Here is a 24,019-nt window from a genome sequence, read left to right as displayed (position 1 = left end):
GTCGCGCCCGGCGCCCGGGTGTGACCGCGCGTGACGGCGGGCGGCCCGCGTCGCGGCCGGTGCCCGGGTGTGACCGCGCGTGACGGCGGGCGGCGCGCGCGGGAGGGCGGTGGCTACGGTGGGGCGAGGCATCGTTCCCGCATCCCGACCTGGAGAGACATGTCCGACCACTTCGCCCACACCGCCCACGAGACCGACACGAAGGTCGCCCGGGCCGAGGCGTCCGCCATCGTCGCCGCGTTCGACCGGGCCGTCTGACCCGTGACCGCCGTCTCGCCCCTGGAGGTCGAAGCGCTGGAGTTCGTCCGCGCCCTCATCCGCATCGACAGCGTCAACACCGGCGACGCCGCGACGATCGGCGACGGCGAGACGCGCGCGGCCCGCTTCGTGCAGGAACGCCTCGAGGAGGTCGGGTACGAGACGGTGCTCGTCGAGCCGCGCCCGGGCCGGGCGAGCGTCGTCGCGCGCCTGTCGGGGTCGGATCCGGATGCCGGCGCCCTCGTCGCCCACGCCCACCTCGACGTCGTGCCCGTCGAGGCCGAGAACTGGACGCACCCGCCGTTCGGGGCCGAGATCCACGACGGCATCCTGTACGGGCGCGGCGCGGTCGACATGAAGGACTTCGCCGGGATGCTGCTCGCGATCGCCCGCGCGTTCCGCCGCGACGGGGTCGTGCCGCGCCGCGACCTGATCTTCGCGTTCTTCGCCGACGAGGAGGCCGGGGGCGTGTGGGGCGCGCGGTGGCTCGTCGAGCACCGACCCGAGCTGTTCGCGGGGGCGACCGAGGCGCTCAGCGAGGTGGGCGGGTTCTCGCTCCCCCTCCCCGACGACCGCCGCGCATACCTGCTCGCCACCGCTGAGAAGGGCGTGACCTCGGCGACCCTCACCGCGCGAGGCCACGCCGCCCACGGCTCACGGCCGACCGCAGACAACGCCGTCGTGCGTCTCGCGCGCGCGATCGCCGCCATCGGCGCCCACCGCTTCCCGGTGGTGCGCACGGCCACCCTCGAGCGCTTCCTCGAGGTCTACGGGCGGGCGAGCGGGCGGGTCGTCGACGGCGATGAGCTCGACGCGCTGGGTTTCGCGGCCTCGCTCATCGACGCGGGGATGCGGAACACCGTCTCGCCCACGGTGCTCACCGCCGGCGGCAAGACCAACGTCATCCCGTCGACGGCGTCGGCGCGCGTGGACATCCGCGTGCTGCCGGGGCAGGACGACGCCGTGCGCGCCGAGCTCAGCGCCCTGGTCGGCACCGACGTCGACATCGCCTGGGACCGCATGATCAGCGCGATCGAGTCCCCCGTCGACGCCCCGCTCGTCGATGTCGTGCAGACCGCCGTCACCGCGGAGGACCCGCACGGCACGGTGGTGCCCTACCTGCTGCCGGCCAGCACCGACAACAAGCACCTCGCCCGTCTCGGCATCCGCGGGTACGGCTTCGTGCCGCTGCGCGTGCCCGCCGACTTCGACGTGTTCGGGCAGTTCCACGCCGCTGACGAGTGCGTCCCCGTCGAGGCCGTGCACTTCGGCACCCGCGTCACCGCGCGCATCCTCCGCGAGGCCTGACGACAGCGGGCACGTCGTTCCTTGCGGCCCGCTGCGCACGACGCGTCGTGAGGGACAGCGGCAGATGCCCGGCGCCCACGCGACGCACGAGAAGGCGGGTTCCGTCGGCTGACGGAGCGCGAGCACCCCGTCGAGGTGGAGCCGGGGCGGCTCCTCGACCCGCGGGCGCGCGGTGACGACCTCCGACGGCGCGCGGGGCGTCGCCGCGCAACCCCCGGGCCCGATGGGCCCGCGCGCGCCTACGGTGACGGAATGACCCGATCCACTCCGCGTCCCGTGTCCGCGGACCATCGGGTGGGCGCGCTCCGCTTCCGTTCGTTCTCGAGCCGCCGAGCGGGCGCCCCCGTCTACGTGCTGGTGCACGGCATCGGCATGTCGCACCGCTACCTCGCACGCCTTCACGCCGAGCTGGCGACGGATGCCGAGGTGCACTCGGTCGACCTCCCCGGCTTCGGCGGCCTCCCCCGGCCCACCGGCAATCCCGGCATCCAGGAGGTCGCCGACGGGCTGGGCGTCGTCCTCGACCGGCTCGGCATCTCCCGGGCGGTGCTGTACGGCCACTCCATGGGTGCGCAGTGGGTGGTGGAGCTCGCCGTGCGTCGCCCCGACCTCGCTTCGGCCGTCGTGGCGGTCGGGCCCGTCACCGACGACGAACGTCGCGGTGCCGTGACCCAGGCGGTGCTGCTCACGCGCGAATCGGCGCTGGAACCTCCGCACGGCAACGCCCTCGTCTTCGCCGACTACGTGCGGTGCGGGCCGCGGTGGTACGCCCGGCAGGTGCGTCACATGCTGCGCTATCGGATCGAGGAGCGCGTGGCGGAGCTGCGGGCGCCGCTGCTCGTCATCCGGGGGTCGAACGACCCCGTCGCGCAGGAGGAATGGACGCAGCGCCTGAGCCGACGCGCGCCGAGCGGGACGCAGACGACCATCGCGGGCCACCGACACCTCGTGCACTTCACGGCCGCGGCGGAGACGGCCGCGCGCGTGCGGGCGTTCGTGCGCGCGACCGTGCCGGCGGGCGCCCCGGAGGACGCCGTCGAGGTGCCACGGGGCGACCGGGAGCCCGTCGGCGGTGCGGACGAGCCGAGGTCGACCGCGCGGCCCGTGTCGCCGCGACCGGCTCCCCCCGGCCACGCCGGGTAGCACCATTGCGCGCGCAGACCACCCGGTTTGCACCCTCCCCGCAACGGGCGCAGAGTAAGCCGGTGACCTCCGCACCCGCCCTCGACATCCCGCACGCCGACGCCACCGTCCTCGACAACGCCGCATGGCACTCCCTCGCCGGCCCCCATGCCTCGTTCGCGATCGGCGGCGACCTCGTGCGCCGCTACCCCGCCGACGTCGCGCCGTTCGTCGCGGTGCGCACGTGGGACGACCCGGGCGTCTGGGACGCCCTCCGCGACCTCGTCGGCCCGGGAGCCGACGTGGGCCTGTCGGGCTACGACGGCGAGATCCCCGCCGGATGGGAGTTCCTGGGCGGTGGCGAGGGCGTGCAGCTGGTCGAGACCCCCGCCCTGCGCCCGCGTCTCGACGACGAAGCGGTCGAGCTCGGCGCCGACGACGCGGCCGACATGCTCGCGATCGTCGAGCGCAACCAGCCGGGCCCGTTCCGGCCCCGCACCCACGAGCTGGGTCGGTACATCGGCATCCGTCGCGAGGGTCGGCTCGTCGCCATGGCGGGCGAGCGCCTGCACCCCACCGGCTGGACCGAGATCAGCGCGGTCGCGGTGGATGCCGACCACCGCCGCCAGGGTCTCGCGTCGCGCCTCGTGCTCGACGTGGCGTTCCACATCCAGCAGCGCGGCGACCGCGCGATGATGCACGCCGCCGCGACGAACGTCAACGCGATCGCGGCGTACGAGCGCCTCGGCTTCGCACTGCGCCGTCGCAACGCCTTCGCGTCGGTGCGGACGCCGGCGTAATCCGCCCCCGCCCGGCGACGCGGCGCTCCGGTACGTCAGCGCACCCGGCGGGCGATCTCGGCGAGCGCCTCGGCGAACGACTCCTCGGCGCCCTCGCGACCGCCGGAGAGGTTCACGCCGACCACGCCGGGCAGCGCCAGCATCTCCTCGGCCAGGGCGACCGCGAGCGCGATGCCCTCGGCTCGGGGATCGCGCGCGCCGCGCACCCGCGCGAGGAACCCATCGGGGAGCACGAGGGTGGTGAACGACTCGAGCAGATCGGCCGAGGCGTGGTCGACCACGACGGGGACGCAGGGGAGGAAGCGGATGCCGTCGCCCACCTCGTCGATGAAGCGCCGCACCGGCGCCGCTCCTCCGGCGTGGTTGACGAAGCACACGTCGGCGCCGGCGCGCAGCTTCTCGCGCAGGCGGGCCGCGCGCCGTTCCACCGGCGGGGCGGCCGGTGAGGCCGCGACCGACACGACGTGCCCCGCGGCGCGGGCGAGAGCGGTGGCCTCGGTGGAGTCGAGGTCGAACACGGGCACCGCGTCGGGGCGGTGACCGGTGCGCGTGTGGTCGCCCGTGACGCAATGCACCCCGGCGACCCCCTCGACCGCGAGGGCCGCGAGCTCGCCCTCGATCGCCACGCGGTTGCGGTCGCGCATGTTCAGCCCGGTCCACACGCGCAGCCCCCGCCGCTGCAGCAGGTGCGCGCGGTAGGCCGGGGGGAACTGCACCCGGGCGCTCCCCGCGTCGCCGGCCAGGACGGCATCCACCTCTCCGGCCAGCACCCCGGCGCACGCGTCGATGGATGCCACGCTGAGCGCCCGCGCCGGGAGGTCGGCGACCACCCATGGTCTCGTGCCGAGCTCGCGCAGGGTCGCGGCTGCGGCGGAGGTGCGTGAGCCGACCGCGACCGGCGTCCCGCGATCGACACCGGTCCACCGGACGGTCGGGCGGTGCAGGAACGCGCACCGGTGGGTGGGGTCGATCTCGCACGAGCCGTCGAGGCCGACGCCCCCGCACGGGCCGTACTCCATGGTCTTGGGGCACGCGGCGATCAGCGGCAACGAGGTCATGGCGGGGAGTGTACGAAGCGCGTGTTTCGGCGAATGTTCATAGCGGCAACATTGCGGAAATGCGCACTGCCTAGCCTCGTCGGTACCCGCGAGACTCCCGGAGGTCGCCATGATCACGGCCGGCACCACGTTCGGTTCCGACGTCGACGACGTCGACGCGCTCGTCGCCGACCCGCTCGACCTGATGGTGCGCTGGCTCCCGCCGCACGACAGCGAGCTGCGTCCCCTGGCGGCGCTGGCGACGACGGGCCGCGACGGACTCCCGTCGCTGCGCCACGTGCTCGTGAGCGACCGCGATTTCTCGGGCGTGTACTTCCACACCGACGCCGCGAGCGCGAAGGTCGCCGAGATCGCGGGGAACCCGGTCGCGGCGATGTCGGTCGCCTGGCCCGAGGTGGGGCGGCAGCTGGTCGTGCGCGGGATCGTCGAGCGCGTGAGCGCCGAGGAGGCGGCGGCCGTGTACCGGCAGCGCTCGCGCTACCTGCAGCTGCTGGCCTGGCTGAACACGCACGAGAACGCCCACCTCGCCACGGCCGACCGCCGGCACCTGTGGGCGGAGTTCGACGCCGCGCATCCCGAGCTCGACCCACCGGAGCGCTGGGTGGGCTTCCGCGTGCGACCGGTGACGCTCACGTTCTGGCGCGGTGACGCCCTCGGCCAGAGCACGCGCCAGCAGTACGCGCTGACCGACGGGCACTGGTCGGGCCGGATCCTGGCGGGTTGAGCATGGACATCACCACCGTGGACTCCTACCGCTTCGCGCGCTCGCGCGCCGACCTCGCCCTCGCCCCCGGCGAGGTGGTGATCGCGGGCGGCACCTGGCTGATGAGCGAGCCGCAGCCCCGCACCACCGGCTTCGTCGACCTCACCACGCTCGGTTGGCCCGACGTCGAGATCACCGCCGAGGGCCTGCGCATCGGCGCGACCTGCACGATCGCGCGCCTGCTCGCCTGGGCCGAACGCGAGGCACCCGCGGCCTGGACCTCGATGGCCCTCGCCCGCCCCGCCGCCGACGCCCTGCTGGCGTCGTTCAAGATCTGGAACACCGCCACCGTCGGCGGCAACGTCTGCCAGGCCTTCGCGGCCGGGGCGATGATCGCGTTCCTGTCGACCCTGGATGCCACGGCCCTGGTGTGGACGCCCGACGGCGGCGAGCGCCGCATCGCCGTGGCCGAGCTCGTCGTCGACAACGCCGCGACCTCCCTCGCGCCCGGCGAGGTGGTGCGCGCGCTCGACGTGCCGGCGCACGCGCTGACCTCGCGCGTGGGGCTGCGCAAGATCGCCCTGGCCGAGCTGGGCCGGTCGGGGGCCGTGGTCACGGCCCGGGTCGACCCCGACGGCTCGAGCGTGTTCGTCGTGACGGCGGCCGTGCGCCGTCCCCGCGTGCTGCGCTTCGCGCGCGTGCCGGGAGCGGGCGAGCTGCGGGATGCCGTGGCCGGTGCGACCGACTTCTACACCGACCCGCTCGGCAGCGCCGACTGGCGCCGCGGCGTGAGCGTCGTGCTGGCGGAGCGGCTGCGCGCCGGGTTCGTTCGCGCCGCGCACGAGGGCGCCGCGTGAGCGCCGCGTCCTTCGTCGCCGTCCCGCGCTCCGGAGTTGTGGACCGCGCGACGCGTGATGCGCACCCCGCCGCCGCGCTTCGGTTAGCTTTCTCCGGAGCGCGGCACAGGCGCTCCGCGGCACACGTCCCGCAGGAGGACACCGAGTGAAGTTCCACGTCAACGGGTCCGCCGTCGAGGCCCATCCGAGGCCGGGCCAGAGCGCCCGCACACTGCTGCGTGAGACGGGCCACGTCGAGGTGAAGAAGGGCTGCGACGCGGGCGACTGCGGCGCGTGCTCGGTTCTGCTCGACGACGCGCCGACGCACTCGTGCATCATCCCGGCCATGCGGCTGGACGGACGCGCGATCACCACGGCCGCCGGCCTCGCCCCGGGCGACGATCTGCACCCGGTGCAGGAGGCCCTCGCCACCGGCTTCGGCTTCCAGTGCGGGTTCTGCACGCCCGGCATGAGCGTGACGGCCTCGACGCTGACACCCGACGACCTCGGCGATCTCGACCGGCGGATGAAGGGAAACCTCTGCCGGTGCACCGGCTACCGCCCGATCCGCGAGGCCATCCGGGCGTCGGTGCTCGGGCCCGTGCGCGAAACCGGCGCCGCCGCGTCCCCCGCCGAGGCCTGCGCCGGCACCTGCAGCGGCCATGGCGCCGAGGGCGCGGCATCCCCCGTTCCCGCGACCGGGCGCATCGGCAGCTCGACGGTGCCCGAGGCGGCGCGGCGCATCGTGCAGGGCCGCGAGCCGTTCACGTTCGACGAGCCCGTGCCGGGCGGCCCCCCGCTCGTGCTGCGGGTGGTGACGTCTCCGCACGCGCACGCGCGCGTCCTGGCGATCGACACCGCGGCCGCCCTCGCCGTCCCCGGCGTGGTCGCCGTGTTCACCCACGCCGACGTGCCCGACGTGCGCTACTCCACCGGCCGCCACGAGCACCGCACCGACGACCCCGACGACACCCGCATGCTCGACGACGTCGTGCGTCACGTGGGCCAGCGGGTGGTGGCGGTCGTGGCCGAGACGGCGGAGGCGGCGGATGCCGGCTGCCGAGCCGTGCGCATCGACTACGAGGTGCTGCCCGCGGTGTTCGACCCCGAGGAGGCGCGACGCCCGGGAGCCCCGCTGCTGCACCCCGACCGCACGCCCCAGGAGCGCGTGATGGCGGCCGAGCGCAACGTGGTCGCGGGCTTCCACACCGGCCACGGCGGCGACGTCGACGCGGCCCTCGCCGCGAGCCACGCCACGGTGACCGGCGAGTGGCGCTCCTCCCGCGTGACCCACGCCGCTCTCGAGACGCACGGCGCGGTGGGCTGGCTCGACGACGAGGGGCGGCTCGTCATCCGCTCGTCGACGCAGGTGCCGTTCCTCGCGCGTAACGAACTCGCGCACGTCTTCGGTCTCGAGCGCGACCGCGTGCGCGTGTACGCGACCCGCGTCGGCGGCGGCTTCGGCGGAAAGCAGGAGCTGTTCACCGAAGACCTCACGGCTCTGGCCGTGCTGACGCTGGGGCGTCCGGTGGCGTACGAGTTCTCGCGCACCGACCAATTCGTACGCGCCTCGCTGCGGCATCCGATGCGCGTGCGCACCACGCTGGGAGCGGATGCCGACGGCACCCTCACCGCGATGAAGCTCGACGTGCTGAGCGACACCGGCGCCTACGGCAACCACGCGATCGGCGTGCTGTTCCACTCGTGCGCCGAGTCGACGACTCTGTACCGGGTGCCGACGAAATGGATCGACGCGGAGGCGGTCTACACGAACAACCCGCCGTCGGGCGCGTTCCGCGGGTACGGGCTGGGGCAGGTGGTGTTCGCCGTCGAGTCGGCGATGGACGCCCTCGCTCTCGAACTGGGGATCGACCCGTTCGATCTGCGCCGGATCAACGCGGTGCGCGAGGGCGACGCCCTGCACCCCGACGACGACGAGAAGTACGAGGAAGACCTGATCTGGGGCAGCTACGGTCTCGACCAGTGCCTCGATCTCGCGCAAGACGCGCTGCGCCGCGGCAACGGCGTCGAGGCTCCCGAGGGGTGGCTCGTCGGCGAGGGGATGGCCGCGGCCATGATCGCCACGATGGCGCCGCGCGGGCACATCGCGCACACCACCGCGACCCTGCGCGCCGACGGCACCTACCTGCTGCGCGTGGGCACCGCCGAGTTCGGCAACGGCACCTCGACCGTGCACCGGCAGATCGCCGCCACGGTGCTCGACGCCCCGCTCGACCGCCTCGAGCTGTGGGCCGCCGACACCGACGCCGTGCGTCACGACACGGGGGCGTTCGCCTCGGCCGGAACGGTGGTCGCGGGCAAGGCGCTCTACGGCGCGTGCACCGCACTGCGGCGTCGGATGGTCGACATCGCCGTGGAACTCGCGACCGGGGATGCCGCGGAGCGTGCGGTCATGGCATCCGCCGTCGGGTCAGGCGCCCGGTCGTCGATCCCCTACGCCGGGCCCGCGGCATCCGGGAGGGACGAGGTGCAGTTCCTGGCATCCGGAATCCGGGTGGGAGCCGAGGTCGTCTCCTGGGCGCGGATCGTCGCCACCGGAGCGGACGATCCCGCCGAGGGACTCACGGCCGACGGCGCGGAGTTCGGCGATCTGCGCTCGCTCGCCTTCAACGTGCATGCGGCGCGCGTGGCGGTGGACCCCGAGACGGGGACCGTGAAGGTGCTGCAGTCGGTGCAGTCGGCGGACGCCGGAGTGGTCATCAACCCCGCGCAGTGCCGCGGGCAGATCGAGGGGGGCGCGGCGCAGGCGCTCGGCGGGGCGCTGTACGAAGAGGTGCTGCTCGAGGACGGCGTGGTGCAGAACCCGGTGTTCCGCACCTACCGCGTTCCGCAGTTCGCCGACGTGCCCGACACCGAGGTGTACTTCGCCGAGACCGACGACACGCTCGGGCCCTTCGGCGCGAAATCGATGAGCGAGTCGCCCTACAACCCGGTGGGCGCGGCGATCGGCAACGCCGTGTCGCGTGCGATCGGTCGGCGCGGGTACGAGCTGCCGTTCTCGCGGGATCGGGTGTGGAGGCTCGCGGGCGGGGAGTGAGCGCGCCCGGGGCGTCCAGGTTCGGGACCGAGTGCGGGGTCGGGGCTGCTCTCGCGCCCCGGACGAGGGGATCTGCCCTGGCCCGGCGGTCAGAGAGGCGTCGCGGTCCCCCGCACCAGGATGCCGCCGGACGCCGGCACCTCGACCTGCAGGATGCTGGGGCGGCCGATGTGCTCGCCCTGTCGCACGGTGAACGCGAACGGGGCGGCGAGGCCGAGCCGATCGCGCAGGTAAGCGCCGAGGGAGGCCGCGGCGGAACCGGTGGCGGGGTCCTCGGTGATGTCGCCGACCGGGAAGAGGTTGCGGGCCTCGGCGACGAGACCGCCAGCGAGGTCGCCGGCGATGTGCACCGTGATGACCGTCCCCTTCCATCCGCGCTCGTCCATCAGGGCACGAAGGGCGGCGGGGTCGAACCCGAACCTGTCGAAGCGCTCGCGCGCGGCGATCGCCACCACGGGGTGCAGGTTGCCGGCGAAGGTCTGCGCCAGCGGCATCCGCTCGTCGAGATCGTCGCGGCGAAGACCCAGGATGCCGAGGAGCCGGTCGCCGACGTCGGGTTCGAGGTCGATCGTGTACGGCTCGACACTGGTGAACCCGGCACTCACGCGCCCCTCTGCGTCGCGGTCGGTCGAGACCTCGACGACGCCGGCCGCGGTATCGAACGTGAAGGGACCGGGGCCCTCCGCCTCGGCGAGCGCGATGGCCGTGGCGATGGTGGCGTGCCCGCAGAAGGGGACCTCGGCCCCGGGCGAGAAGTAGCGCACCGCCGCGCGGCGGCCGTCGCGGCGACCCACGAAGGCCGTCTCGGGGTGGCCCAGGTCGGCCGCGATGCGCTGCATCTGCGCGTCATCGAGGGCCGTGGCATCCAGGACCACTCCGGCCGGGTTGCCGCCGCCGGGCTCGGCGGCGAAGGCGAGCAACTGCAGGATGCCGGGGGTCTCGGTCATATCGGAATTCTCCCCCCTGAACCGGCGTCGCCCCCGTGTCCACCGTTCATCCGGTGGCCTCGTCAGCGCGGCTCGGCCGCGAGGTGCAGCACCGCCTCGGCGAGGGCGCGGATTCCCGCCTCGACGTCGGCGCCGGCCACGGTCTCGTCTGGATGGTGGCTGATGCCGTCGGGGTTGCGCAGGAACAGCATGCCGACGCCGGTGATCGCGCCGATCGACATCGCGTCGTGCCCGGCGCGGCTGAACAACGTCGGGGCCTCCGCGCCGATGCCCGCACGCACGACGTCCTGCAGCAGCGGCGCGCAGAACACCGCGGGGGCGCTGTGCACCTCGCGGGCGCGCCAGCGCAGGCCGCGGCGCCCCATGATCGCGTCGAGCTCGTTCGAGATCTCGTGCCAGGTGTGGTCGCGCGTGTCGTCGAACTCGCCGCGCAGGTCGAGCGAGAAGTGCGCCTCTCCGGGCACGACGTTCACGGCGCCCGGGAAGGCCTCGAGCCGGCCGACCGTGCCGATGACGTGGTGCTCGCCGCGGCAGATCCGCTCGACCGCGAGAGCCGCCTCGCTCGCACCCAGCAGCGCGTCGCGTCGCATATCGTACGGCGTGCCGCCGGCGTGCCGGGCCTCCCCCTCGACGACGAGCTGGAAGCGCCGGGCCGACGCGATCGACGACACCGCGGCGAGCGCCTGCCCGCTGCGGTGCAGCTCGGGCCCCTGCTCGATGTGCGCCTCGAGGTAGGCGACGAGTTCCTCGGGCCGGCGCGCGGCCTCGCCGATGCGACCGGGGTCGAGACCGAACTCGCGGAAGGCCTCCCGCAGAGTGGCGCCGTCGGCGTCGGCGAGGTCCCACCACGCGGCATCCCACTGTCCGGCCACCGCCGACGACCCCAGCAGGGCTTTGCCGAACCGCGTCCCCTCCTCGTCACTGAACGCGATGACCTCGAGCGCGAACGGGAAGGGACTGGATGCCGCCCCCTCGGCGTCGACGTTCCGCAGCAGCCGGACGATCTCGAGCGCCATCAGCACCCCGACGATGCCGTCAAAGCGTCCGGCGTCGGGGACGGTGTCGAGGTGCGAGCCCAGCAGCAGCGCAGGGGCGTCGGGAGCGTCGACCGGGGCGAGCCGCCCGACCTGGTTGCCCGCGGCATCCTGCCGGGTCGTCATGCCGAGCTCGCGCATCCACTCGGCGGCGAGGCGGTTGACTCGGGCGTGCTCGGGCGAGAGGTAGACGCGCGTGATGCTCCCGGGGGTCGCGGTGACGCGGGCGAGTTCTTCGCATCGGCCCATCACGCGGCGGGCCGCGGCCGCGAGGCGCTCCGGAGCGACCTGCAGGCGGGTCGCGAGGGTCATGCGGGGCCTCGCCGCTCGGCGGGACCGCGGGTGCCGACGGGCGCGGCGGAAGGCGGCGCGGAAGCGGAGGCGAGCACGAGACGAGCGGCTGCCACGGTGGCTGACACGCGTGCGGAGGCGATCACGATCCGGCTCCGGCGTACAGGCCCTGCGCCGCCTCCACTCCCCCGCCCGCGGCCACCGCGGCGCCGTGACGGCGCAGCACCGCCTCGAGCGCCGCGAGCGTGGTGAGCACGGCATCCTTCCGGGCGTTGTACCCCATCGTCCCGATGCGCCAGACGCGGCCGTGCAGGGGACCGAACGAGGTGCCGATCTCGATGCCGAAGTCGCTCAGGAGTTCGCTCCGCACCGCGTCGCCGACCACCCCCTCGGGGATCTCCACCGCGACGACGTTGGTCATCTTGTGCGCGACGTCGCCGAAGACCGTGAGGCCGAGGCCCTCGACGCCCGCGAGCATCGCGTCGCCGTGCAGCCGGTGTCGCTCGATCACGGCATCCCGGCCCTCGAGCAGCAGCACGCGCGCGCACTCGCGCGCGCCGTAGAGCATCGTGGTCGCCTCGGTGTGGTGGTTCAGGCGCCGCGGTCCCCAATAGTCGAGGATCATCGCGAGATCGAAGTAGTTCGAACGGATGAAGTCGGATGCCGAGGCGTCGCCCTCCTCGCGGATGCCGGCCTCGACGCGGGCGCGCGAGCGCACCACCTCGACGGCGCGGTCGGAGAGACTGAGGGGCGCCGAGCCGGAGGGGCCGCCGAGGCACTTCTGCAGGCCCGCGGTCGCGGCATCCAGTCCCCAGGCGTCCATCTCGAACGGGTTCCCGCCGAGCGAGGCCGTCGCGTCGGTGTAGGAAAGGGCGCCGTGGGCGCGGCAGATCTCGCCGATCTCGTCGAGCGGCTGGAGCATCGTCGTCGACGTGTCGCCCTGCACGCACGCGACGAGATGCGGCTTCACACGTTCGATCGCCTCGCGGATCGTCGAGACCGGGAACACCTGGCCCCACGGCACCTCGATCGTGTGCACCTCGGCGAGGGCGCGCTCCGCGATCTCGGCGAGCAGGTGACCGAAGCGGCCGAACACGGGGACGAGCACGCGATCGCCGGGGCGCACGAGGGAGAGGATCGCCGCTTCGATGCCCGCGCGGCTCGTGCCGTCGACAAGGAGGGTGGCGTCGTTCTCGGTCGCCCAGACCTGGCGGTAGAGGTGCTGCGTCTCGGTCATCGTCGCGGTCATGAAGGGGTCGTACTGCCCCACCAGCGGCGCCCCCATCGCGCGCAGCACGCTGGGGTAGGCCGAGATGGGGCCCGGGCCCATGAGCAGGCGCGGGGGCGGATCGATCGGGCCGGGAAGGTGGGACATCAGGACTCCGTGGGGTGGGGCGGGGCGACGACGAGGGCGGCCAGGCGACGGGCGAGGCGGACGAGGGCGAGGTCGGTGCCCGCGCGCGATACGAGGCAGACGCCGACGGGCGCCCCCTCGACGCTCAGCAACGGCACCGACACGGCGGGGAGCCCGGCGATCGCGGCGGGAGCGGTCATGCGCAGGGTCGCGGCGCGGACGGCGTCGACGTCGGCGGTGCGCAGCGGCGCGGGTCCCGGCACCGTGGGGAAGATGAGCACGGCGTCGTCGACGAGATCGGCGAGGTCGGCGGCGATCGGTTCGAGGGCGGCGCGGGCGGCGCGCTCCTGGTCGGCGGTGATCTGCGCGGCGACGCGGAAGCGCTCCGCGACGGCGGCGCCCACGGCGCCGGGGTGCGCGCGCATCCACTCTCCGTCGTTGCGCCACGCCTCGGCGCCCTGCACCGTGCGGAACGCGGTGAACGCGGCATCCAGGTCGCCCGCGTGCACGGCCCGGAAGGGCGGCGGATCGTCGGATGCCGCCAGGGCGGCCAGCAGCTTCGAGAAGGTCTCGCGGGTGGGGGCGTCGACACAGTCGAGGATCTCTTCGGGCACGAGGAAACGCCAGGGGAGGCCGGCGCCCGATGCGCCGTGGACGTTCTCGGTCGAGGCCGACCCGTCGTAGCTGAGGCACCAGTCGGCCACGCGCTCGAGGGTCTCGCCGTCGCGCGTGAGCCATCCGATCGTGTCGAACGACTGCGCGAGCGGCAGCATGCCCTGGCGCGGTACGAGGTCGTGGGTCGTGCGGAGCCCCCACAGTCCCTGGTACGAGGCGGGCACCCGGATGGAACCGGCCGTGTCGGTCGCGAGGCCGATGTCGGCGTGGCCGAGGGCGACGGCGGAGGCCGGTCCGCTCGACGACCCTCCCGGCAGGGCTCCGACGACGGCCCCGTTGGGCGGGGTGCCGTAGTGCGCGTTGTCTCCGGCGATCGAGTAGGCGAACTCGTCGGTACGGGCGATCCCGCGCAGCGACGCCCCACCCCGCAGGAGGTCGGCGACCGCGGGAGCCGTGGCCTTCTCGGGCCGGGCCTGTTCGAGGTAGGTCGGATTGCCGGCGCCGATGCGGTAGCCCGCGATGGCGAAGAGGTCTTTCACCGCGACGGTGAGTCCTTCGAGCGGCCCCTCCCAGGCGCCCTGGAGGAAGGGATCGCCGACGCTGCGCCAGATCGTGCGGTCGAGGGCGGGGGTGCGCGGGGTGACGTGGGCGGCGGTGATGAGCCAGCGTCCGTCGATCCGCTGCCACACCTGCGTCTGCAGCCCGCGGCCTCCCCCGCGGAAGGCCGAGACCGACATCAGCAGGGCCACGTCGTCGCCGAGGGGGCGGTAGTGCAGCTCGCTGATGTCGCGGGGCGGAACGCCGCCGCGCAGCGCGCGGAAGCCGCTGATCGCGTCGTGCCCCACCAGCAGACCGGCGGTGTCGCCGCGGAGCGTGTCGGGCCCGGGAGCGAAGAACGCGTCCAGCGCGTCGAGGTCGTTCGCGACGATCGCGCTCTCGTAGGCGTCGAACGCCGCGCGGAGGTCGTCGGGGATGGCATCCGTCATCGCTTCTCCTCCCCCCGCGACCGGCGTCCGTCGAGCGTCCGGAACACGCCGAGACGTCGCCCCGTCATGCGGCGCGTCGTGGACACTCGAACGGGATTCGGACGCGCGGGGGCCTCGACGCGGGCGAGGGCGGCGGCCAGGGCGGGGGTCACGATGCGTCTCCCTCGGGGTCGGATGCCAGGGCTTCGGGCTCGACGGCGGCGACGCCCGCGAAGTCCGCCTCGCGGATGCGCGCGTGCACACCCGAGACGATGTCGACGACCTGCGAGATGTCGAAGTCGGTCGCGGCGCTCAGGTAGGCGTAGGCGAGGTGCTCGGCCATGCCCCACCGACCCTCGATGAGCGCCAGGGAGGCACGCACGCACGCGCGCATCGCCGCGTCGAGGTCGAGGTCCATGCCGGTCGGCACGAGGTACTCGGGCGTGCGCACCAGCGGACCGGTGACCTCGCCGAACGCCGCGCGGGCGGCATCCGCGGGGATGACCTCGAATCGCAGCGTGGCGCGGAGCGAGGCCTCGAGGGCGGTGAGCGCCACCTCGCCGTCGCCCTGGGCGAAATGCGGGTCGCCGACGTAGGCGAGCGCGCCCTCGACCTGCACCGGCAGGAACAGGGTCGTTCCCTCGACGAGGAGGTTGATGTCGATGTTGCCGCCGTGCGGACCCGGCGGGACGGAGTGCGGCCGTTCCTCGGCGGCCACGGCCACGCCCATCGTGCCCAGGAACGGCGCCAGCGGGAACGCGACCACCGGGTCGGCACCCTCGACGATCGGGAGGGTGCCGTGCAGCACGCCGTCGCGCTCCGACACCGCCGCGAAGACGCTGACGTTGTCCTCGCCGCGGGGAAGCTCTCCGACCAGGGCGCCCTTGCCGTGGCGGTTCGAGATGACGCCGTAGGGCACGCGCGGCGCGAGGGTCTCGACGGTGATCTTGAGCAGGTCGCCGGGGTGGGCTCCGCGCACGTGCACGGGCCCGACCACCACGTGCGGTCCGTCGGAGAAAGGGTCTCGGGCGACGGATGCCGCGATCTCGACGGCGTCGTCGAGCACCTCCTCGGCGGCAACCCCGTGGGCCGCGAAGTAGGCGCGGGGGTCTTTGCCCTGGTCGTCGAGGATGCCCTCGTGGCTGACCGTGTCGAAGGTGACGCTCTCGCCCGAGGCGATCTCGAGCACGGCCACGTCGGTCGCGCACGGGAGGCGCCCCCACAGCACCGTCGCGGGAGTGGCGGCGACGTAGTGATCGCCGGGGATCGGTCCGACGCCGGGCTGGAGGATGGGCACGGGTCCGGTTCCGCCGACAGGCCCGGGAACCCCCGTCACGGCAGTCACGCCTGCACCGCCGCGGCCGCGCGCAGGATCTCGCGCCCCTCACGCTCGGTCACCGACGCCCCACGCCGGTAGGTCGAGACGCCGCGCAGCCAGGTCTCCCGAACGACCCCCGTCAGGGTCGCTCCGTGCCACGGCGAGACCGGGTTGCGGTACTCGAGGTGGGTGGCATCCACCGTGAACTCCTCGTCGGGCGCGAAGGCGACCAGGTGCGCGGGGGCGCCCGGCTCGATGACGCCGAGACCGGTGAGGCCGGCGATGCGCGCGGGGCCGGTCGTCAGCAGCGGCAGCAGGGTCTCGAAGGCCAGACCCCGCTCGCGTGCCGTCGTGTGCACGGCCGACAGGCCGGTCTGCAGACCCGCGATTCCACCCCACGCGAGGCCGAAGTCGGGGTTGCTCTTGAGATCGACCGTCGCGGGCGAGTGGTCGCTGACGATCGCGTCGATCGTGCCGTCGACGACCCCCGCCCACAGCAGGTCGCGGTTGATCCCGCCGCGGATGGGCGGGCAGCACTTGAACGCGGCCGCGCCGTCGGGCACCCGCTCGGCGTCGAGCGTGAGGTAGTGCGGACACGTCTCGACGGTCAGGCGCACGCCCTCGGCCTTCGCCGCCCGCACGGCGTCGAGCGCCCCGCCGTCGGACACGTGCACGATGTGCGCCCGGGCTCCGGTGCGACGGGCGGCCCCGATGACCCGCTCGATCGCGGCGCGCTCGCTGAGCGGGGGCCGGCTCCGCTCGAAGTCGCGATAGCGCGGGCCGAGGGCTCCGTCGGCGTGCAGGTGGGCGGGGTCCTCGGCGTGCACGATCAGAAGCCCGTCGAACTCCGCGAGCTCGGCGAGGCACCGCTCGAGCTGGTCGGCGTCGAGATGACCGAACTCCTCGATGCCGCTGGGCGAGAGGAAGCACTTGAATCCGACCACGCCGGCGTCGGCGAGCGCGCGCAGCGACCCGAGGTTCTCGGGCACGGCCCCGCCCCAGTACGCGACGTCGACGGCGAGCTTTCCGCGGGATGCCGCGCGCTTGGCATCCAGGGCCTCGACGGTGGTGGTGACCGGCACGCTGTTCAGGGGCATGTCGACGACCGTCGTGACCCCTCCGGCCGCCGCGGCGGCCGTGCCGGTGGCGAAGCCCTCCCACTCGGTACGACCCGGTTCGTCGAAATGCACGTGGGAGTCGACGAGTCCGGGCAGCAGCGTCGCGTCTTGCGGCAGGACGGTGTCGGCGCTGGCGTCGAACGCCTCGATCGCGGCGATGAGGCCGTCGTCGATCACGACGGTGGCGGGCGCGAAGGCGCCGTCGAGATAGACCCGACGGGCGGCGATCCGAGTGCTCATGTCGATCACGCTAAGGGCCCCGCGTTTCGCGAATGTAACCGTCATCAACATTCATGCGAACACCTCGCGATTCGTCGCCTGGGGAGGAACCGTGCCCCCGCGGGGGCGTTGGGGAACGGCCGCGTTCGCGAGAACGGGCGTTCCCGCCAGAACAGGACGGAGCCGCCCGCGATCGACCTGTTCTCGAACGATCCCCTGTCCTCAGAGCGGCCGGCCTCGTCCCGCGGCCACCCCACGCGCCCGCGGCCACCCCACGCGCCGCGCGTCGAGCCATCGCCGCCGCCGAATGTTCCCCACAGCAACATCGCCGACACATCGGGCCACAGCCCCGTAACGCGCGCCGCCTAACCTGGCGGCCATGCACCTGCACCACTTCAACGCGGACTCACCCGCCGAGGCCGCGGCGGTCGCCCGCGTCTGGGCCGACGTCCCGGGCTGGGTCGACGCCCTCATCGCCGGCCGCCCCTACGCCGACGTCGACGCCCTCGCCTCCTACGCCGGCGACCTCGCCGCCGCCTGGTCGCCGGATGACCTCGCCGCAGCGCTGCACGCCCACCCCCGCATCGGCGCGAAAGTCGCCGGCGAGAACGCGGAGGCCGCGGCATCCCGTCGCGAGCAGGGCTCCATGGCATCCGCCGCCGACGACGACGTCGCCGCGATCGCCGCCGGGAACGCCGCGTACGAGGAGCGCTTCGGGCGCGTGTTCCTCATCCGCGCCGCCGGCCGCACACCGGGCGAGATGCGCGCCGAGCTCGAACGGCGCCTCGGCAACGATCCCGACGCCGAGACGATCGAGGCGACGCGGCAGCTCGCCGAGATCGCCCTGCTGCGCCTGCGCACCACCTTCGCCGACGACGCCCCCGCCGAACCGGAGCCCGCGGAATGACGCGCCGCACCCCCGCTCCCTGCTGCGCACCCGTCGCACGGGGCTGCGCCCGAGGAGCCGCCGCCCTGACCACCACCCGAGGAGTCGCGCGATGACGCACCTCACCACCCACGTGCTGGATGCCATGGCCGGCACGCCCGCGGCCGGCGTCGCGGTGACGCTGGCCCACCTCGACGGCGCGATCATCGCGGCGGCCGAGACCGACGTCGACGGCCGCCTCGCCCTCGGCCCCGAGCGCCTCGCCGACGGCGACTACGCCCTGACGTTCGCGACCGGGGTGTACTTCCGCCCCCGGGGCGTCGCCTCGTTCCACCCGGTCGCCACCGTCGCCTTCACCGTCTCGGGCGGGGCCCACCTGCACGTGCCGCTGCTGCTGAGCCCCTTCGCCTACTCGACCTACCGCGGCAGCTGAGGAGTGTCATGAAGGTCATCGTCATCGGCGCCGGTGTCGGCGGAACCTCCGCGGCCCTCGCCCTGCAGAAGCTGGGCCACGAGGTCGTGGTCTACGACCGCATGCGCGAGAACCGCCCCGTCGGCGCGGCGCTCTCGCTGTGGTCGAACGGTGTCAAGGTCCTGAACTGGCTCGGGCTCGGCCCACAGGTCGCCGCCCTCGGCGGCCGTATGGACGACATGGCCTACTACGACGGGCACACGGGCGACGAGCTCTGTCGCTTCAGCCTCGCCCCCGTCACCGCTCAGACCGGGCAGCGCCCCTACCCCGTCGCCCGCGCCGACCTGCAGGCGCTGATGATGGATGCCGTCGGCCTCGACCGCATCCACCTCGGCCGACAGCTGGTCGCCGTCGCCGACGACGGCGAGACGGTCACGGCCACCTTCGCCGACGGCTCGACCGACACCGCCGATCTGCTGATCGGCGCCGACGGCGCGCGCTCGCTCGTGCGCGACTACGTCACCGAGCCCACCGGCATCCGGCCCGAACGCCGCTACTCGGGGTACGTCAACTACAACGGCCTCGTCGCGGCCGACGAGCGGATCGGGCCGCTGGATCAGTGGACGACCTACGTCGCAGACGGCAAGCGCTGCGCCGTCATGCCCGTCGCCGGCGACCGCTTCTACTTCTTCGTCGACGTACCCGGCCCCTCGGGCGTGGTGGAGGACCGCATGGCCGCGCTCGAGCACGCGTTCGGCGCGTGGGGTGCCCCCGGGGTGCGGGCGCTGCTCGACGGCATCGACCCCGACGAGTCGCTGAACCGCGTGGAGATCTGGGACATCGACCCCTTCGACACCTGGGTGCGCGGGCGCGTGGCGATCCTCGGCGACGCCGCCCACAACACCGCCCCCGACATCGGCCAGGGCGCGTGCTCGGCCCTGGAGGACAGCTTCGCGCTCGGCATCGTCTTCGCCACGTCCACGCTCGGCGTCGAGGACTCGCTCACGCGCTACGAGCGCATCCGCACCGAGCGGGCGGGCGACCTCGTGCTGCGCGCCCGCAAGCGCGCACACGAGACGCACGCGTTCGACGTCGAGGCCACGCAGGCCTGGTACGACGGCCTCCGCCGGGAAGACGGCACGGGCGTCATCCGCGGCATCGTCGGCAACATCGAGGGAAGCCCTGTCGAGCTGGGCGCGAGCGTCCTGGGCTGACGCGGGCGAGGGGCGGGGGCGGCGCCGGGGCGTGCACGACTCCGGAGATCCCGGATGCCGGGCGCTCAGCGCCCGCGGAATCGCGCGGCCTCTCACGCGTCCGGGCTCGAGATCTCCGGAGTCCGGCACACCCGGCCTGACCGCGGAGCGCGACGGACCCGGGGGGGCCGCCGGAACAGGGTGACGGCGAGCGGAAACCGCCGCCGCGGCCGGCGTCAGACGTGGAAGACCGCGTGCACCCCGTCGCCGAGCACGTCGCGGCCGCCGAGGCCGTCGATTTCGAGCAGCGTCGCGATGCCCACGACCTCGCTGCCCACCGCCCGCAGCAGATCGCGACCTGCTCGCAACGTGCCGCCGGTGGCGAGCACGTCGTCGAGCAGCAGCACCCGGGCTCCCGCGGCGTTGTCGTCGTGCATCTCGATCCGGGCCGAGCCGTACTCGAGGTCGTACGACATCGACGCCGCGGGACGCGGCAGTTTGCCCGCCTTGCGGATGGGCATCAGCCCCACGTCCGCCGCCATCGCGGCCGCACCGGCGAGCAGGAATCCGCGCGCCTCGACGCCGGCGACGGCGTCGAATCGACCGGCGAAGGGCTCGATGAGCGCCTCGACGACGGTACGCAGGGCCGCGGCATCCGTCAGCAGCGGCGTGATGTCGCGGAAGACGATCCCGGGCTTCGGATAGTCGGGGATGCTCGTGATGAGGGATTCAGCGCGGTCGAGAGCGATGGCGTCGGGCACCGCCCCAGCCTAATCGCGCTCCCCGACCGCGCCCACGGCAGCGAGGCCCCCTCGCTCCGAGCACGTCCGCCCGCGATCGTCCACGGGGTTGTGCGGTCACGCCCGATCCGCCGATGGTGAGGCATGACCACGCGACAGAGCCCCGAGTGAGCGACGACCGCCGACGGGAAGTCGGATCCAAGGACGAGGTCGTCGAAGACGAGCTCGCCGAGTCGTTCGACGCGACGGTCAGCGAGGGCGCCGAGCGACTGCAACGCCCCTGGCGAATCGTCCTGATCACGGGGTTCTTCGGCGGCCTCGAGGTGGGCCTCGGCGTCGCCGCATACATCGCGGTGCTGCACCAGACCGGAGACCACCTTCTCGCGGGACTGGCGTTCAGCATGGGGCTGATCGCCCTCCTCCTGGCCCACAGCGAGTTGTTCACCGAGAACTTCCTCATGCCGATCGCCGCGCTCGTCGCCCGCGAGGGCACGATCGGTCAGCTGGCACGGCTGTGGGGCGGGACCCTCGTCGCGAACCTCGCCGGCGGCTGGGTGATCATGTGGCTGCTCATCACCGCCTTCCCCGAGTGGCACGACACCATCGCGGAGTCCGCACACCACTACGTCGAGGCCCCCTTCGGGCTGCAGAGCATCGTTCTGGCCGTGCTGGGCGGCAGCACGATCACGCTGATGACGCGCATGCAGCAGGGCACCGAGTCGGTGCCGGCGCGCATCGTCGCGACCGTCATCGGCGGGTTCCTCCTGGCGGGGCTGCAGCTGTTCCACTCGATCCTGGACTCGCTGCTCATCTTCGGCGCGATCCAGTCGGGTGCCGACATCACCTACCTGCAGTGGCTGGGCTGGTTCGGCTACACCCTGCTGTTCAACGTGCTCGGCGGCCTCCTGCTGGTCACCGCGCTGCGCCTGCTGCGCACGAAGGAACTCTTCGATCAACGTCGACGCGGCCGCAACGCCTCGTCCCGCGGCGACGTCGCCGGGGATTGACCGCCCTGCAAGCGCTTGCACTAACGTGGACGCCATGACTTTCACGCAGGAAGACGCGCGCGCCGATCTGGCTTCGGCACCCGGCTCGGAATGGTGGCGCACCGCCGTCATCTACCAGATCTACCCCCGCTCCTTCGCCGACGCCTCCGGCGACGGCCTGGGCGACCTGCCCGGCGTCACGGCGCACCTCGACGACCTGCGCGATCTGGGGGTGGATGCCATCTGGCTCAGCCCCTTCCAGACCTCGCCGCAGAAGGACGCGGGCTACGACGTCGCCGACTACCGCGACGTCGACCCGATCTTCGGCACCCTCGCCGACTTCGACGCGATGCTCGCGGGCGCGCACGAGCGCGGCATCCGGGTCATCGTCGACCTCGTGCCCAACCACTCCAGCGATCAGCACGTGTGGTTCCAGGAGGCCCTGAAGGCGGCGCCCGGGAGCCCCGAGCGCGCGCGCTACATCTTCCGCGACGGTACGGGCGAGAACGGCGAGCTGCCCCCGAACAACTGGGAGAGCGTGTTCGGCGGCGGTATGTGGAAGCGCGTGACCGAGGCCGACGGCACCCCCGGCCAGTGGTACCTGCACATCTTCGACGAGAGCCAGCCCGACTTCGACTGGACCAACGAAGAGGTGCGCGCGGAGTTCCGCGACGTGCTGCGGTTCTGGCTCGACCGCGGGGTCGACGGCTTCCGCGTCGACGTCGCGCACGGCCTGATCAAGGCCGATGGCCTGCCCGACTTCACCCCCGACCCCGAGGGCGGCTCGATGGGCGGCGACGCCGAAGAGGTGCCGTACTGGGGCCAGCCGGGCGTGCACGAGGTGTGGCGCGAATGGCACGAGGTGCTCGCCGCGTACGACGGCGATCGCGCGCTCTGCGCCGAGGCGTGGCTGCCCACGGTGAAGCAGACCGCCCTGTGGGTGCGCCCCGACGAGATGCACCAGGCGTTCAACTTCCACTACCTCGAGACGAGCTGGGATGCCGCGGCCCTGCGCGACGTGATCGCGGAGTCGCTCGCCGAATACGGCGCCGTCGGCGCCCCCAGCACCTGGGTGCTGTCGAACCACGACGTCGTGCGCCACGCCTCGCGCCTCGCGCTGACGGCCGAGAACCCGCAGGGCGCCGGCATCGGCCCGAAGTCACCCGGCAAGCCCGACCCCGTGAAGGGTCTGCGCCGTGCGCGCGCCGCGACCTCGCTCATGCTCGCGCTCCCGGGCTCGTCGTACCTCTACCAGGGCGAGGAGTTGGGCCTGCCCGAGGTCATCGACCTGCCCGACGACGCGCGTCAAGACCCGACGTGGTTCCGCACGAACGGCGAGCGCTACGGCCGCGACGGATGCCGCGTGCCCCTGCCCTGGACCGCCGACGCGCCCGCGTACGGCTTCAACGACACCGGCGCCTCGTGGCTGCCCCAGCCCGCCGCATGGGCGGAGCTCGCGTTCGACCAGCAGGTCGACGACCCCTCGTCCACGCTGACGCTCTACCGCGCACTGCTGGCCGAGCGTCGCGCGCGCGACCTCGGTGCCGGCGACCTCGAGTGGCTCGACGGGTACGCAGACGACGTCGTGGCGTTCCGCAACGGCTCGCTGCTGGTCGTCGCGAACCTCGGCGACGACGCGGTCGAGCTGCCCGCGGGCGAAGTGCTGGTCGCGAGCGGCCCCCTCGACGGCGAGCGCCTGCCGACCGACACGACCGTCTGGATCGCGGCGGCCTGAGCCGCGGCATCCTTCCTCGAGAGCACACGAGACCGTGGTCGGTATCGACGACGTCGCCCGCGCGGCGGGGGTGTCGACGGCCACGGTCTCGCGTGCACTGAGCGGGCGCGGTCCGGTGTCGACCGCGACCCGTGACCGCGTGCGCACCGCGGCCGAGCGACTGGGCTACGTCGTGTCGGCCGCCGCGTCGAGCCTGGCGACCGGACGCGCGCGGGCGGTGGGTGTGGTGGTGCCGTTCCTCGACCGGTGGTTCTTCAGCACGGTGCTCGCCGGTATCTCCGACGCCCTGGTGCGCCGCGGGTACGACATCACCCTGTACAGCGTGAGCGCCGACCCCGGCGAGCGCCGTCGCGTCTTCGACGACCACCTGCGCCGCCGCCGCATCGACGCGGTCATCACGATCGCCCTCGAACTGGATGCCGAGGAGTCGGCATCGCTGCGCGGCCTCGGCGTGCCGATCGTCGCGATCGCCGGGCCCAACCCCCTGCTCACCACCCTGACGGTCGACGACCTGGCCGTGGGGCGACTCGCGACCTCGCACCTGCTCGACCTCGGTCATCGCCGCCTGACGCACATCGGGGCGGATGCCGCGACCGACGCCGGATCCACCGTGCCCGGGCTGCGTCGCCGGGGCTTCGAGGAGGTGCTCGCCGAGGCCGGGGTGACCGGCGCGCGGTTCGAACCCGCCGACTTCACCATCGAGGGCGGTTCGGCGGCGGCGGCGCGCGCCCTCTCGGCGCCCGACGCGCCGACGGCGTTGTTCGCGGCATCCGACGAGATGGCGATCGGCGCGATCCTCGCCGCGCGCGAACGGGGACTGCGGGTGCCCGAGGACGTCTCGATCATCGGCGTCGACGGCCACGAGCTCGGCCGCTGGTTCGGCCTCACCACCATCGACCAGTTCGCCCGCGGTCAGGGCGACCGTGCGGCCGAAGCCGTGCTCGCCGAACTCGACGGAGCCGAGCCCGCGCCCGGCCGGGGCACGCTGCCGTTCGAGCTCGTCGACCGCGGCTCGACGGCTCCCCCGCCCGCCTGAGCCGGCGCGGGGCGGGCGGGGCGGGCC

The 24,019-nt window shown here is 73.6% G+C and carries 20 protein-coding genes; 12 read left to right on the top strand and 8 right to left on the bottom strand.

The genetic code is table 11. From position 1 onward, the window contains the following. Window positions 1–261 precede the first annotated feature (261 nt). From ACK4LS_RS12270 to ACK4LS_RS12260, 3 genes are all read left to right on the top strand, one after another. Complete coding sequence (locus ACK4LS_RS12270; protein ID WP_409717516.1) at window positions 262–1,566, top strand: M20/M25/M40 family metallo-hydrolase; 1,305 nt, start codon at window positions 262–264, stop codon at window positions 1,564–1,566. 252 nt (window positions 1,567–1,818) lie between these two features. Next, window positions 1,819–2,709: an alpha/beta fold hydrolase gene (locus ACK4LS_RS12265; protein WP_409717514.1), complete on the top strand. Its 891-nt coding sequence runs from the start codon at window positions 1,819–1,821 to the stop codon at window positions 2,707–2,709. Between the two features lie 62 nt (window positions 2,710–2,771). After that, window positions 2,772–3,488, top strand: coding sequence for a GNAT family N-acetyltransferase (locus ACK4LS_RS12260; RefSeq protein WP_409717512.1), 717 nt, complete (start codon window positions 2,772–2,774; stop codon window positions 3,486–3,488). A gap of 35 nt (window positions 3,489–3,523) precedes the next feature. Here ACK4LS_RS12260 and ACK4LS_RS12255 read toward each other — a convergent pair whose 3' ends face one another. Continuing rightward, on the bottom strand, window positions 3,524–4,546 hold the full coding sequence (locus ACK4LS_RS12255; protein WP_409717510.1) for a methylenetetrahydrofolate reductase C-terminal domain-containing protein: 1,023 nt from the start codon (window positions 4,544–4,546) through the stop codon (window positions 3,524–3,526). A gap of 109 nt (window positions 4,547–4,655) precedes the next feature. Between ACK4LS_RS12255 and ACK4LS_RS12250 the strand changes: the two genes are divergently transcribed. From ACK4LS_RS12250 to ACK4LS_RS12240, 3 genes are all read left to right on the top strand, one after another. Further along, entirely contained in the window at window positions 4,656–5,270 is a 615-nt protein-coding gene (locus ACK4LS_RS12250; protein WP_409717508.1) for a pyridoxal 5'-phosphate synthase, read from the top strand. Window positions 5,271–5,272: 2 nt separating this feature from the next. Next, complete coding sequence (locus ACK4LS_RS12245) at window positions 5,273–6,106, top strand: FAD binding domain-containing protein (RefSeq protein ID WP_409717518.1); 834 nt, start codon at window positions 5,273–5,275, stop codon at window positions 6,104–6,106. A 145-nt stretch (window positions 6,107–6,251) separates the two neighbouring features. Next, complete coding sequence (locus ACK4LS_RS12240; RefSeq protein ID WP_409717506.1) at window positions 6,252–9,143, top strand: molybdopterin-dependent oxidoreductase; 2,892 nt, start codon at window positions 6,252–6,254, stop codon at window positions 9,141–9,143. Between the two features lie 89 nt (window positions 9,144–9,232). Here ACK4LS_RS12240 and ACK4LS_RS12235 read toward each other — a convergent pair whose 3' ends face one another. From ACK4LS_RS12235 to allB, 6 genes are all read right to left on the bottom strand, one after another. Then, complete coding sequence (locus ACK4LS_RS12235) at window positions 9,233–10,090, bottom strand: PhzF family phenazine biosynthesis protein (protein WP_409717504.1); 858 nt, start codon at window positions 10,088–10,090, stop codon at window positions 9,233–9,235. Between the two features lie 62 nt (window positions 10,091–10,152). Continuing rightward, a complete protein-coding gene (locus ACK4LS_RS12230) occupies window positions 10,153–11,436 on the bottom strand; it encodes an allantoate amidohydrolase (RefSeq protein ID WP_409717502.1) in 1,284 nt (427 codons plus the stop codon). A gap of 121 nt (window positions 11,437–11,557) precedes the next feature. Then, window positions 11,558–12,790: a pyridoxal-phosphate-dependent aminotransferase family protein gene (locus ACK4LS_RS12225; RefSeq protein WP_409717500.1), complete on the bottom strand. Its 1,233-nt coding sequence runs from the start codon at window positions 12,788–12,790 to the stop codon at window positions 11,558–11,560. Further along, window positions 12,790–14,370: an AtzH-like domain-containing protein gene (locus ACK4LS_RS12220; RefSeq protein ID WP_409717498.1), complete on the bottom strand. Its 1,581-nt coding sequence runs from the start codon at window positions 14,368–14,370 to the stop codon at window positions 12,790–12,792. The genes ACK4LS_RS12225 and ACK4LS_RS12220 overlap by 1 nt, the downstream gene beginning before the upstream one ends. 148 nt (window positions 14,371–14,518) lie before the next feature. After that, window positions 14,519–15,646 (bottom strand): acetamidase/formamidase family protein, encoded by a 1,128-nt coding sequence (locus tag ACK4LS_RS12215; RefSeq protein WP_409717496.1) that lies wholly within the window; start codon window positions 15,644–15,646, stop codon window positions 14,519–14,521. A 44-nt stretch (window positions 15,647–15,690) separates the two neighbouring features. After that, window positions 15,691–17,025, bottom strand: coding sequence for an allantoinase AllB (gene allB, locus ACK4LS_RS12210; RefSeq protein ID WP_409717494.1), 1,335 nt, complete (start codon window positions 17,023–17,025; stop codon window positions 15,691–15,693). 358 nt (window positions 17,026–17,383) lie between these two features. Between allB and uraD the strand changes: the two genes are divergently transcribed. From uraD to hpxO, 3 genes are all read left to right on the top strand, one after another. After that, on the top strand, window positions 17,384–17,911 hold the full coding sequence (gene uraD / locus ACK4LS_RS12205) for a 2-oxo-4-hydroxy-4-carboxy-5-ureidoimidazoline decarboxylase (RefSeq protein ID WP_409717492.1): 528 nt from the start codon (window positions 17,384–17,386) through the stop codon (window positions 17,909–17,911). Window positions 17,912–18,002: 91 nt separating this feature from the next. Then, complete coding sequence (uraH, locus tag ACK4LS_RS12200; RefSeq protein WP_409717490.1) at window positions 18,003–18,323, top strand: hydroxyisourate hydrolase; 321 nt, start codon at window positions 18,003–18,005, stop codon at window positions 18,321–18,323. A gap of 8 nt (window positions 18,324–18,331) precedes the next feature. After that, the gene (gene hpxO, locus ACK4LS_RS12195; RefSeq protein ID WP_409717488.1) at window positions 18,332–19,516 is read left to right on the top strand and encodes an FAD-dependent urate hydroxylase HpxO; all 1,185 of its coding nucleotides are present in this window, start codon (window positions 18,332–18,334) and stop codon (window positions 19,514–19,516) included. Between the two features lie 215 nt (window positions 19,517–19,731). Here the strand turns inward: hpxO and ACK4LS_RS12190 are convergent, their stop codons facing one another. Beyond that, window positions 19,732–20,256, bottom strand: a complete 525-nt coding sequence (locus ACK4LS_RS12190; RefSeq protein WP_409717486.1) for an adenine phosphoribosyltransferase — start codon at window positions 20,254–20,256, stop codon at window positions 19,732–19,734. A 146-nt stretch (window positions 20,257–20,402) separates the two neighbouring features. On the opposite strand from ACK4LS_RS12190, the gene ACK4LS_RS12185 reads away from it, so the two are divergent. From ACK4LS_RS12185 to ACK4LS_RS12175, 3 genes are read left to right on the top strand one after another with little or no spacing between them, the layout of a single operon-like run. Then, a complete protein-coding gene (locus ACK4LS_RS12185; protein WP_409717484.1) occupies window positions 20,403–21,242 on the top strand; it encodes a formate/nitrite transporter family protein in 840 nt (279 codons plus the stop codon). Between the two features lie 34 nt (window positions 21,243–21,276). Continuing rightward, window positions 21,277–22,956 carry a glycoside hydrolase family 13 protein gene (locus tag ACK4LS_RS12180; protein ID WP_409717482.1) on the top strand — a complete coding sequence of 560 codons (1,680 nt, stop codon included), beginning with the start codon at window positions 21,277–21,279 and terminating at the stop codon, window positions 22,954–22,956. Window positions 22,957–22,990: 34 nt separating this feature from the next. Continuing rightward, window positions 22,991–23,992, top strand: a complete 1,002-nt coding sequence (locus ACK4LS_RS12175; protein ID WP_409717480.1) for a LacI family DNA-binding transcriptional regulator — start codon at window positions 22,991–22,993, stop codon at window positions 23,990–23,992. Window positions 23,993–24,019 lie beyond the last annotated feature (27 nt).

Source organism: Microbacterium sp. (assembly GCF_046295495.1).
GTDB lineage: Bacteria > Actinomycetota > Actinomycetes > Actinomycetales > Microbacteriaceae > Microbacterium.
This window is presented reverse-complemented; position numbering and strand designations above follow the sequence as displayed.